We start from the raw sequence: 11,733 nt of genomic DNA, 5'->3' as shown, positions 1-11,733 counted from the left end.
ATGTGGTATGTTTATTGTGAAGGTAATATATAATGAAAAAGATTTAATGAATTTTAATCTTTATTTAACGTAAAATTTGTTTTATTTCAGAGAATCTGCGTTAACTTTGTCCTATAAGAATACCGAATTAAAGGTATTATTTACAAGAGACGTTCTATAAGATTTATTTATTACTTGATTAGATTTTAATTTGAAAAATCTATAACAATATGATAAGTTGGTTCTATATTTGCACTAGAAATAATCAAACAAGAATCTAAATAAACTATATCATGAATTTTTTAACGAAAGATCAAATAAACAAAATCGCGAATATTTTAAAACAATTATTAGCTGACGAAACAATTTTATATTTAAAAACACGTAATGCGCACTGGAACGTAGAAGGACCAGATTTTCAAACAGCACACGTGTATTTCGAAACTCAGTATAACGAGTTACAGTTAATAATTGATGAGGTTGCAGAAAAAATCAGAACAAAAGATGTTTATGCGCCTGCTACAATGAGTGAGTATTTGCAGTTAACTCATTTACAAGAAAACAAAATCGAAGAGTATAATAGTTTATCATTTATGAAAGAATTATTAAACGATTACGAAATTATTATTGCTTTCTTAAACGAATCTATCAAGGAAATTGAAGATTTAAATGATGTATCTACATCGGACTATTTAGTTGGTCTATTAGAGCAACATCAAAAAACTGCTTGGATGCTTAGATCGCATCTTAAATAAAGTGAACATTATTTTACTTCATAAGTTTTTAGTGTTAATTCATATTAGTGTTAATTAGGTTGAGCCTTGGACTTTGTTCAAGGCTTCAGCTTTTTATAAAGGTTTGTGATTTATCCTTTTACTTCTATAACTTCAGCTTCTGGAGCATTCTTCATTACAGATTCAATCCCATTTTTACATCCATTCTCAGACTCGTAATTTTGACTTGTACCAATAATTTGTCCATTAGCAGCTTTTAAATTAAATCGGTATTTACCAGATTCAGTTGTTTTAGTTTCAAATTTTGATTCGTCTTTAGCGTTAGTTTTTACAGATTCAATTCCGTTAAGACAACCTTGCTTTTGTGCGTAGCCTTCACTTGCTAAAATGTTTTGTCCATTTTTAGCTTTTAAACGAAATCTGTATTCTCCAGCTTTGTCAATATATACTTCAAACATAGTATTGTAATTTAAGGTTTATTAAATATAAGTATTTATTTAATACGCTGTAAATCAATTTTGTTTTTAGAATGTAAATAAAGTGGAACCTGTTCTATAATTACATCATTTTTCTCTAATCCAAAGCTTTTGGAAATATTATATTCTATTTTTTTAATTAATGCATATACTTTTAGTATAGTGGCTTCTTTTAATGTGAAATGACTTTCTATTGAAGGGAATTTTTGTAATAAAATAAACTTCATATCAGGTTCTGAATTGTATCTTTTTAAAGTTGGCTGAAGATATTTTAGTTCTAATTCTCCAGATTGGTATAAATCACTAATAATTCTTTTTATATATAATTCAGTTTTTGGTTGTACTCGAAACCCGATTTTAAATATAATTTTGTAAATCTTCTTTGGTTCAATTTCTATTAATTCATAAGATAAAGTATATGGTTGATTTGTTCTTTCTACATTTATAAACCAGTACATGTCGGCACGTTTTGGGCGTTTTGCTAAAATAGAATTGATGATATTTTTCTCTATTTTATTCTTTTTTGTTGATTTCGTAAAATAGAATAATAAAGTAGAGTATTTATTGATACTTTTATCCTCGCTTAATTCAGATAAAATGCACTTATAATTATTGAAATTGACAAATTCAAGATTTCTTTCATTTAGAATTTTACCATAGTAATTACAATACATTAAAATAATAAATATCAAGCTTATCGTAAGTGCAACATAACCACCTTCGTGGAATTTTAAAATATTAGCAGTAAAAAAAGATACTTCTATAATAGTAAAAATTGTAATGATTATTGCAATCGCTACTTTAGGAATCTTTTTATATAGATATAAATAGTAGGCTAATAAATAAGTAGTCATTAACATGGTTACAGTGATGGCTAATCCGTAAGCAGCTTCCATGTGTTCTGAACTTTGAAAATATAAAACTACGAAAACACATCCTGCCCAAAGTAATACATTAATTGTAGGAATGTAAATTTGACTTTTTTCTTCATTAGGTTGTACAACCATTGTACGTGGCCATAATCCGATATTTATAGCTTCATTTACTAAGGTAAATGATCCTGTGATTAAAGCTTGTGAAGCAATAATAGCAGCACATGTAGAAATGATAATTCCAGGAATTAATAAAAAATCAGGTAACATGGCGAAAAATGGATTCTTTCCGTTTAAGTATTCTTGTCCAGAATGCATCAACCAAGCCGCTTGTCCAAGGTAATTGATGATTAATGCAATTTTTACATAAATCCAACTGATTCTGATGTTGTTTTTACCACAATGTCCTAAATCTGAATACAAAGCTTCAGCTCCTGTTGTACACAAAAATACAGCTCCAAGTAGCCAAAAACCTTGTGGATAATTAACTAATAAATTGTATGCGTAATAAGGGTTCAAACTTTTTATGATTTCAGGATATTTTGTCAACATGTATATTCCAATTCCCATTAAGAAAGTGAACCAAATAAACATCATTGGGCCAAATATTTTACCAACTTTAGATGTTCCAGATCGTTGTACAAGAAATAAAATTGTAATTATTGTAAGTACGATTGGTATAATTGGTATTTCTTCCAATCCTTTTATAAATCTTAAACCTTCTACGGCTGAGGTTACTGAGACTGGAGGTGTAATTATTCCATCAGCAAATAACATGGCTGCTCCAATAATTGTAGGTATAATTAGTTTTTTACCTTTTTTGTTAATTAATGAGTAAAGTGAAATTATTCCACCTTCGCCATTATTATCAGCTTGAAGGGTCAGCCAAATGTATTTTATTGTAGTTTGAAAAAATAGTGTCCAAAAAATACAAGAAACTCCTCCGTAAACGATGTCTTCTGTAATTTGTCTATCCTTTCCTATGATAGCTTTCATTACGTAAAGTGGACTGGTTCCGATATCTCCGAATATTATTCCAAATGTAATAAGTAGGGAAGCGTAAGTAACTTTTGAGTGAGTTGAATTTGTACTCATATAATTTTAATTATTAAAAAGATTTCTATTGAAATCTTTTACGAATGTACTTCTTAGCTAAATTCAATTTAATACTTATTATTTATAATTCAGGCTATTTTATTGTTGATAAAATCTATTTATTAGTGTAGAAGTACACTATATTTATTTATATAGTCTTTAATAATTAAATTTTTTAAAATTTATCTAAATAAGTACAGTTTGTGGTAATTTAAATTGTATTTAAATAAGTATAATTAAATGATATATGAATAAATTGTAAAAAAGGTTAAAAATTTATTTTTTATTATGCTTGCATAATAAAAAATAATATATATTTGTCATATATACACTGAGTGATATGCTGAGAGATGATTTAACGATAGACTACTTATTACGATCAACATGGTTGGCCGTTCAAAAAATGTATAATGAACAAGCAAGCGAGTATGACTCGACAATGGTATATGCATTTACATTATTGTCTATTGATCCAAAAACAGGTACGCCAAGTACATCTTTGGGGCCTAAAATGGGAATTGAACCCACAAGTTTATCAAGAACTTTAAAAAATCTTGAAGATAGAAAATTTATTGTACGTAAACCTAATCCGGAAGATGGTAGAAGTGTTTTAATCACATTAACTAATGAAGGTTTAAAAATGAGGGATACATCTAAAAGATTCGTAGTTCAATTTAATAGTGCAATTAATGAAAATATAGAACCAGAAAAGATGAAGATATTCTTTGAGGTAATGGTAAAGATTAATCAATTAATATCCGATAGAAAAATATTTAAAAAATAATTATGAGAAGACACATTAAACATGTTACTGTATTAGGGTCAGGAGTGATGGGATCTGGTATTGCATGTCATTTTGCAAATATCGGTGTCGAAGTTCTGATGTTAGATATGGTGCCTCGCGAGCTTACACCACAAGAGCAAGCGAAAGGGTTAACTTTAGAGAGTAAAGTAGTTCGTAATAGAACAGCTCAATCTCATCTAGATTTCGCTCTTAAAAGCAATCCTTCCCCAATTTATGATAAAGCATTTGCTTCACGTATAACTGTTGGTAACTTTGATGATGATTTAGATAAAATCAAAAACTCGGATTGGGTTATCGAAGTAATTATAGAAAGATTAGATATTAAACAATCAATGTTCGAAAAGGTTGATGCATTACGCAAGCCAGGAACATTAGTTACTTCTAATACTTCAGGAATTCCAATTCATTTAATGTCTGAAGATAGATCAGAAGATTTCCAAAAACATTTCTGTGGAACGCACTTTTTCAATCCTCCACGTTATTTAAAATTATTCGAAGTAATTCCAGGTCCAAAAACAGAACAATCTGTTTTAGATTTCTTTATGAATTATGCAGGTTTATTCTTAGGAAAAACAGCAGTTTTATGTAAAGATACTCCAGGTTTCATCGGAAATAGAGTAGGTGTTTATTCGATGGCGAAAGTGATGGAATTAACGCAAGAGTTAGGTTTAACGATTGAAGAAGCAGATACTTTAACTGGTTCTATACTTGGTCGTCCTAAAACTGGAACTTTCAAATTAGGTGATTTAGTTGGTTTAGATACGGCTTACAACGTAACTAAAGGTTTGCAACAAAACACGACAGGTGATCAAATGATTCAAGATTTAAAAGAATCTAAATTTTTAGAATTCTTAATCGAGAATAAATTCTTAGGAGATAAAACAAAGAAAGGTTTCTATTATAAGGAAGTTGATAAAGAAGGAAACACAAATCGTTTCGCTTTAAATTTAGATACATTAGAATATCGTTCAATGGAACGTGCAAAAGTTGGTGCAGTTGAAGCAGCAAAACAAGCAGGTTCTACAAAAAATAAATTAGCGACTTTATTAAAAGCTGATGGTAAACATGGAGATTTAATTCGTAAACATTTTGCATCATTATTTGCTTATGTTTCTCAGCGAGTTCCAGAGATTTCTGATATTTTCTATCCAATTGATGATGCGATACGTACAGGTTATGCATGGAAATATGGTCCTTTCGAAACTTGGGATTATGTTGGTTTAGCAAAAGGAATCGAATTAGTAGAATCTGAAGGATATGTAGTAGCTGAATGGGTAAAAGAATTAGCAGCTACTGGAGCGGATTCTTTCTACAAAGTTGAAGGTGGTAAAAAATTATTCTACAATCAAAATTCAAAACAATTCGAACCGATTCCAGGTCAAGATGCGTTCATTATTTTAGATAATATTCGTAAAACGAATGAAATTTGGTCAAATAAAGAAGCTTCTATACAAGATTTAGGTGATGGAATTATCAATGTTGAATTCCGTTCTAAAATGAATTCTTTAGGAGGAGGAGTTTTACAAGGAATCAACAAAGGAATTGAATTAGCTGAAAAAGACTATAGAGGTTTAGTTATCGGAAATCAAGCAGATAATTTCTCAGTTGGAGCAAATTTAGCTATGATTATGATGATGGCTGCCGAACAAGATTGGTGGGATTTAAATATGGCCATCAAAATGTTCCAAGATACAATGATGAGAGTTCGTTATTCTGATATTCCAGTAGTTGTTGCTCCTCACGGAATGACGTTAGGTGGAGGTTGTGAGATGACAATGCATGCTGATAAAGTTGTTGCAGCTGCAGAAACTTACATTGGTTTAGTTGAGGTTGGAGTTGGTCTTATCCCTGGTGGAGGTGGATCTAAAGAGTTTGCTTTGCGTGCAGCACAAAATGTGATTGCTGATGACGTGAAAACAAATCACTTAAGAGATGCGTTTATGAATATCGCAATGGCAAAAGTAGCTACTTCTGCTTACGAAGCGAAAAACATGGGAATTATTCGTAATCAAGATATTATCGTTGTAGATAAAGATCGTCAAATTGCCGAAGCGAAGAAACATGCAATCATTATGGCTGAAGCTGGATATACACGTCCAATCAAGCAAAAAGTGAAAGTATTAGGACGCGAAGCACAAGGGATGTTCTATGTAGGAACTGATCAATTAGTTGCTGGTCGTTACGCATCGGATCACGATCGTTTAATCGCGAATAAATTAGGATATGTAATGACAGGTGGAAACTTATCTGAAGCTACTGAAGTATCAGAACAATACTTATTAGACTTAGAAAGAGAAGTATTCTTATCATTATGTGGTGAGCGTAAAACCTTAGAACGTATCCAACACATGTTAAAAACAGGTAAACCATTACGTAACTAAGAATAGTAGTTAGATGTTAGTAAATAGTAATTAGAGGAAGATGAATAATCTAAATGATTTAAAAGTTTGGAATAAAGCAGTTGAGTTATCTGTAGAAATTTACAGTTTAACGACTCACTTTCCTGAAATTGAAAAATTTGGATTGATTAATCAAATGAGAAGAGCATCGGTTTCAATAGCATCTAACATTGCTGAAGGCGCTGGAAGAAATTCGAAAAAAGAATTCAAACAATTTTTAGCGATTTCTCATGGTTCAAGTTATGAATTACTAACACAATTAGAAATTTCGTTTATGTTGAAATTTTGTTCAGAGGATGAATTTCTACATCTAAAAAATAAAATTATTGAAATTCAAAAAATGAATTTCGCATTACAACAAAAACTAATTACTAAGGACTAATTACTAAAAACTAAATTAAAAAAAAATGAAACAAGCATATATTGTTACAGGATATAGAACAGCTGTAGGAAAAGCACCAAAAGGAACTTTACGTTTTACTCGTCCAGACGAAATGGCTGCTACAGTGTTAAAAAGATTAATGGAAGATTATCCAACTTTAGATCCAGCACGTATCGACGATTTAATCGTAGGATGTGCAATGCCAGAAGCTGAACAAGGGTTGAATATGGCACGTTTAATCTCGTTAATGGGATTAAGCACAGATAAAGTTCCAGGAGTTACAGTAAACCGTTACTGTGCATCTGGTTCAGAAGCTATCGCTTTAGCAGCTGCTAAAATTCGTACAGGAATGGCAGAGTGTATTATTGCGGGTGGAGCAGAGTCAATGTCGTACATTCCGATGGGAGGTTATAAACCAATTCCAGAAACGGATATGGCAAAAGATCATCCAGATTACTACTGGGGTATGGGACTAACTGCAGAAGCAGTAGCAAATGAATACAAAGTTTCTCGTGAAGATCAAGATTTATTTGCATTCAATTCTCATCAAAAAGCATTAAAAGCTTTAGCTGAAGGGAAATTCGATTCTCAAATCGTTCCATTAGATGTTGAGTATAATTTCTTAGATGCGAATGAAAAAATCCAAACTAAGAAAATGACTTTCAAACAAGACGAAGGTCCACGTGCGGATACTTCTATCGAAGGTTTAGCAAAATTACGTCCAGTATTCGCTAACGGAGGTTCAGTTACAGCTGGTAACTCATCTCAAATGTCAGACGGAGCTGCTTTCGTAATGGTAATGTCAGAGGATATGGTAAAAGAATTAGGTTTAGAGCCAGTTGCTCGTCTAGTTTCTTATGCTACTGTTGGTTTAGCGCCACGTATTATGGGAATGGGACCTTTATATGCTATTCCAAAAGCATTAGAGCAAGCAGGTTTAAAATTAGATGATATTAATTTATTCGAGTTAAATGAAGCGTTCGCATCTCAATCAGTTGCAATTATGCGTGAGTTAAACTTAAATCCAGATATCGTGAATGTGAATGGTGGTGCGATTGCATTAGGTCACCCACTTGGATGTTCAGGAACAAAATTAACAGTTCAATTATTGAACGAAATGGAAGCGCGTAAAGCAAAATATGGAATGGTAACAATGTGTGTCGGTACCGGACAAGGAGCTGCTTCTGTTTTCGAATACTTAAAATAATGCGGTAGTGAGGTCTGTTGGTGATCTTGGTCTAATTCAGATCTCACTTTTTTCAAAACTATATTACAAAATCATAAAAAAATTATTACAATGTCTACAAATCCAAATAGATTAATCGGAGGTCAATACCTAATTAAAGATGCTACACATAATGATATCTTCACTTACGAAGACTTGTCAGAAGAGCAAAGAATGATTCTTGAGTCAGCGAAAGAATTCATTGATAAAGAAGTTGTTCCAAATAAACACAGGATTGAGAAAAAAGATTATGCTTTAATTGAAGAGTTAATGCGTAAGATTGGTGAATTAGGTTTATTAGGAATTTCAGTTCCTGAAGAATATGGTGGAATGGGAATGGGATTTGTAACTACGATGCTAGTTTGTGATTACATTTCTGGTGCAACAGGTTCTTTAGCAACAGCATTTGGTGCGCATACTGGTATTGGTACAATGCCGATTACTTTATATGGAACTGAAGAGCAAAAACAAAAATATTTACCAAAATTAGCTTCAGGAGAAGTTTTCGCTTCTTATTGTTTAACTGAGCCAGAGGCTGGTTCTGATGCCAATTCAGGAAAAACAAAAGCTGTATTATCAGAAGATGGTAAAGAATATATCATCACAGGTCAAAAAATGTGGATAACGAATGCAGGTTTCGCAGATATCTTTATCGTTTTCGCTCGTATTGATGATGATAAAAATATTACAGGTTTCATCGTAGAAAAGGATAAAGCGGGAGCTGGATTTACTTTAGGTGAAGAAGAGGATAAATTGGGAATTGTATCTTCATCTACTCGCCAAGTTTTCTTAAATGAAGTTCGTGTACCTGTTGAAAATTTATTAGGTGAAAGAAATGGAGGGTTCAAAATCGCGATGAATGCCTTAAACGTAGGTCGTATTAAATTAGGTGCTGCTTGTTTAGATGCTCAACGTCGTGTATTAGATAACTCTTTACAATATGCATCTGAAAGAAAACAATTCAATGTTTCTATCAATACTTTTGGTGCAATCAAAGAAAAATTAGCTGATATGGCTGTTGCTACTTTTACATCAGAAGCGGGTGCTTATCGTGCTGCGAAAGATGTTCAAGATGCTATTGAAGATAATGTAGCGAAAGGAATGTCGCATGCTGAAGCTGAATTAAAAGGTATTGAAGAGTATGCTATCGAAGCTTCTATTTTAAAAGTTTGGATTTCTGAGGCGGCACAAGTTGCATCGGATCAAGGAATTCAAATTTACGGTGGTATGGGATATTCTAAAGAGATGCCAATGGAATCTGCTTGGAGAGATGCTCGTATTTCTCGTATTTATGAAGGAACGAACGAAATCAATACATTATTATGTGTATCGATGTTAGTGAAACGTGCGTTCAAAGGAAAATTAGATTTAATGACGCCAGCAATGGGAATTGCAAACGAATTAATGTCTATTCCATCTTTCGATGTTCCTGATTATTCAGAATTATTCGCTCAAGAAAAAGAAATCATCGCCAACTTAAAGAAAGTATTCTTTATGGTTGCTGGAGCTGCATTACAAAAATTTGGTGCTGAATTAGAGCAACACCAACAATTAATTATTGCAGCGTCTCGTATCATGCAAGAAATTTATATGGTTGAATCTGCAATGTTACGCGCAGAGAAATTAGCAAACGCTAATGGAGTTGATGCTGTTAAAAATGCAGAGAAATTAGTGCAATTACAATTATTTAAATCTGTAGAGATTGTTAAGACAGAAGCAACTCGTGGTATTATTTCTTTCACAGAAGGTGATGAGCAACGTATGATGTTATCTGGTTTAAGAAGATTTACTCGTTACAACGAATATCCAAATGTTGTAAACTTAAAAACTGAAATCGCAGATTTATTAATCGCTGAAAATAAATATACATTCTAATAAAAGAACGTATTTATTTGTGATAATTATCAAAAGCAGCCTTATTTAAGGCTGCTTTTTTGTTTTATTTAACAAGTTGGTTGTTAGTTTGGTACAACCTTTGGTTATATAAATATTAAGTACTAGTCTTTTATATAAGTTAGTTGAGTTTTCATGGTACTTAAGTTTTAGTAGAGAAAAAGACCTCAGGTAAGTAATTATCTGAGGTTTTTATTTTTATTATATAACTTGTTGAATTTCAGTATTTTTTTTGTAAATTTATATAGAGATAGGTATTAATCATAAAACAAATTGTTATGGAACCACTTAATGTAATTTTATTATCAGTTGTCGGTTGTTTATCTTTAATCTATGCATTTTATGTGTATGACGATATCTTATAATTTATTAACAACATACAATTGAGAAGTCGAATTAATTAAAAGAATTGATTCGACTTTTTTGTGTCTAATTAATATCTTTAACTAATTATTTTATTTGATTTGATGAAAAAAATTGTAGTATTAACCGGAGCTGGAATCAGTGCAGAAAGTGGAATCTCAACTTTCAGAGATGCCAATGGGTTATGGGAAAATCACGATATAATGGAAGTGGCATCTATTGAAGGCTGGAATGCAAATCCTCAATTAGTTTTAGATTTTTATAATGTTCGCAGAGCACAACTAAAATCGGTAAAACCAAATTCGGCGCATTATTTTCTTGCTAATTTAGATAGTAATCATGATGTAACAATTATTACTCAAAATGTAGACGATCTTCACGAGCGTGGAGGGTCATCAAAAATTATCCATTTGCATGGCGAATTGAATAAAGTAAGAAGTGTACGTAATGATGAGGTTACTTTCGACTGTACAGAAAATATTTTTCTTGGAGATTTAGCTAAAGATGGAGGTCAACTTCGTCCGCACATCGTTTGGTTTGGCGAAATGGTTCCAATGATGGATGCAGCAATCGAGGAAACTCTTCAAGCTGATATTTTTATAATAATAGGTACCTCACTTCAAGTTTATCCTGCTGCTTCACTCCTGGATTATACAAAAACAGACGCAAAAGTAATTTGTATTGATCCAAACGAACTACCTATTAATAATAATGTCATTCATATCAAAAAATCCGCTACTGAAGGAGTAAATGATTTAGTTCAATACATAAAATAGTTTTTTTTTGAATATTGTTTTGACTAGTTATTGAGAGAGGAGTTGCTTCGTAACTCATTTTCCCGAGTCCTTTCATCAAAGTATTTCGTAACACCTGCTTTTTAATAAGCAGGCATTACAAAATAATCAATCTCGGCTGTCACTTCCATTTTTTCTTTATAAAATATTTTCCGGTTCGTCATTCCTAAGTGTTTTATTCAACTGTCCTCCTGAACTCGTTTCAGAATCGCATCATTATTTTTATCCATAATCTGTCCTTCCAGTATTCAGGGATCTAAAAATTTGTCATGCTTAGCTTGTCGAATCGTTTTATATATAATAAACCGACATTTAAATCTAAGACGTTAAAAAATTAAATAGAATGAAGGATAAAAATGAATTAGTGACTGAAAGGAAACATTTAATTCATTTCCGAAATGAGATTTAATTTTAGTCTAATAGATTTACAGTCTTGATTTTTTGGTTCGTTTTGGATTAAACCAAAAATGAACATAATATAAATAGAATAAAAAAAAATAGTTTAATTAATCAAAAATCTAAAATCGTCAATCAGCAATATCCTCCGCAGCCTGTCGAAGCATCTTATATATAATAAACCGACATTTAAATCTAAGACGTTAAAAAATTAAATAGAATGAAGTATAAAAATGAATTAGTGACTGAAAGGAAATATTTAATTCATTTCCGAAATGATATTTAATTTTAGTCTAATAGATTTACAGTCTTGATTTTTT

Annotated in this window: 9 protein-coding genes; 7 read left to right on the top strand and 2 right to left on the bottom strand. The window is 31.6% G+C overall.

Annotated features, from left to right (window positions below; translation table 11 throughout):
* Window positions 1-272: 272 nt before the first annotated feature.
* Entirely contained in the window at window positions 273-734 is a 462-nt protein-coding gene (locus EAH69_RS11475; RefSeq protein ID WP_121935350.1) for a Dps family protein, read from the top strand.
* Window positions 735-844: 110 nt separating this feature from the next.
* Here the strand turns inward: EAH69_RS11475 and EAH69_RS11470 are convergent, their stop codons facing one another.
* Together EAH69_RS11470 and EAH69_RS11465 are read right to left on the bottom strand one after the other, a co-directional pair.
* On the bottom strand, window positions 845-1,171 hold the full coding sequence (locus EAH69_RS11470; RefSeq protein ID WP_121935349.1) for a YegP family protein: 327 nt from the start codon (window positions 1,169-1,171) through the stop codon (window positions 845-847).
* A gap of 35 nt (window positions 1,172-1,206) precedes the next feature.
* A complete protein-coding gene (locus EAH69_RS11465; protein ID WP_121935348.1) occupies window positions 1,207-3,156 on the bottom strand; it encodes a KUP/HAK/KT family potassium transporter in 1,950 nt (649 codons plus the stop codon).
* A 340-nt stretch (window positions 3,157-3,496) separates the two neighbouring features.
* Here EAH69_RS11465 and EAH69_RS11460 point away from each other — a divergent pair, with 340 nt between their 5' ends.
* From EAH69_RS11460 to EAH69_RS11435, 6 genes are all read left to right on the top strand, one after another.
* Window positions 3,497-3,940 carry a MarR family winged helix-turn-helix transcriptional regulator gene (locus EAH69_RS11460; protein WP_121935347.1) on the top strand — a complete coding sequence of 148 codons (444 nt, stop codon included), beginning with the start codon at window positions 3,497-3,499 and terminating at the stop codon, window positions 3,938-3,940.
* 2 nt (window positions 3,941-3,942) lie between these two features.
* A complete protein-coding gene (locus EAH69_RS11455; RefSeq protein WP_121935346.1) occupies window positions 3,943-6,342 on the top strand; it encodes a 3-hydroxyacyl-CoA dehydrogenase/enoyl-CoA hydratase family protein in 2,400 nt (799 codons plus the stop codon).
* 40 nt (window positions 6,343-6,382) lie between these two features.
* Complete coding sequence (locus EAH69_RS11450; RefSeq protein ID WP_121935345.1) at window positions 6,383-6,742, top strand: four helix bundle protein; 360 nt, start codon at window positions 6,383-6,385, stop codon at window positions 6,740-6,742.
* A gap of 25 nt (window positions 6,743-6,767) precedes the next feature.
* Window positions 6,768-7,949 carry an acetyl-CoA C-acyltransferase gene (locus tag EAH69_RS11445; RefSeq protein WP_121935344.1) on the top strand — a complete coding sequence of 394 codons (1,182 nt, stop codon included), beginning with the start codon at window positions 6,768-6,770 and terminating at the stop codon, window positions 7,947-7,949.
* A 90-nt stretch (window positions 7,950-8,039) separates the two neighbouring features.
* Window positions 8,040-9,842: an acyl-CoA dehydrogenase family protein gene (locus EAH69_RS11440; protein WP_121935343.1), complete on the top strand. Its 1,803-nt coding sequence runs from the start codon at window positions 8,040-8,042 to the stop codon at window positions 9,840-9,842.
* A gap of 485 nt (window positions 9,843-10,327) precedes the next feature.
* Window positions 10,328-10,999 carry an SIR2 family NAD-dependent protein deacylase gene (locus EAH69_RS11435; RefSeq protein WP_121935342.1) on the top strand — a complete coding sequence of 224 codons (672 nt, stop codon included), beginning with the start codon at window positions 10,328-10,330 and terminating at the stop codon, window positions 10,997-10,999.
* Window positions 11,000-11,733 lie beyond the last annotated feature (734 nt).

Origin of the sequence: Faecalibacter macacae (assembly GCF_003687725.1) — a bacterium.
Classification (GTDB): Bacteria; Bacteroidota; Bacteroidia; order Flavobacteriales; family Weeksellaceae; genus Empedobacter; species Empedobacter macacae.
Note: the sequence above shows the minus strand (reverse complement) of the source record. Positions and strands in the feature narration are given on the sequence as shown.

What these genes read in the sequence shown, in the direction of transcription:
- EAH69_RS11470 (WP_121935349.1), bottom strand. Translation starts at nt 1,171, where the DNA reads ATGTTTGAAGTATATATTGACAAAGCTGGAGAATACAGATTTCGTTTA.
- EAH69_RS11455 (WP_121935346.1), top strand. Translation starts at nt 3,943, where the DNA reads ATGAGAAGACACATTAAACATGTTACTGTATTAGGGTCAGGAGTGATG.
- EAH69_RS11465 (WP_121935348.1), bottom strand. Translation starts at nt 3,156, where the DNA reads ATGAGTACAAATTCAACTCACTCAAAAGTTACTTACGCTTCCCTACTT.
- EAH69_RS11460 (WP_121935347.1), top strand. Translation starts at nt 3,497, where the DNA reads ATGCTGAGAGATGATTTAACGATAGACTACTTATTACGATCAACATGG.
- EAH69_RS11475 (WP_121935350.1), top strand. Translation starts at nt 273, where the DNA reads ATGAATTTTTTAACGAAAGATCAAATAAACAAAATCGCGAATATTTTA.
- EAH69_RS11440 (WP_121935343.1), top strand. Translation starts at nt 8,040, where the DNA reads ATGTCTACAAATCCAAATAGATTAATCGGAGGTCAATACCTAATTAAA.
- EAH69_RS11435 (WP_121935342.1), top strand. Translation starts at nt 10,328, where the DNA reads ATGAAAAAAATTGTAGTATTAACCGGAGCTGGAATCAGTGCAGAAAGT.
- EAH69_RS11450 (WP_121935345.1), top strand. Translation starts at nt 6,383, where the DNA reads ATGAATAATCTAAATGATTTAAAAGTTTGGAATAAAGCAGTTGAGTTA.
- EAH69_RS11445 (WP_121935344.1), top strand. Translation starts at nt 6,768, where the DNA reads ATGAAACAAGCATATATTGTTACAGGATATAGAACAGCTGTAGGAAAA.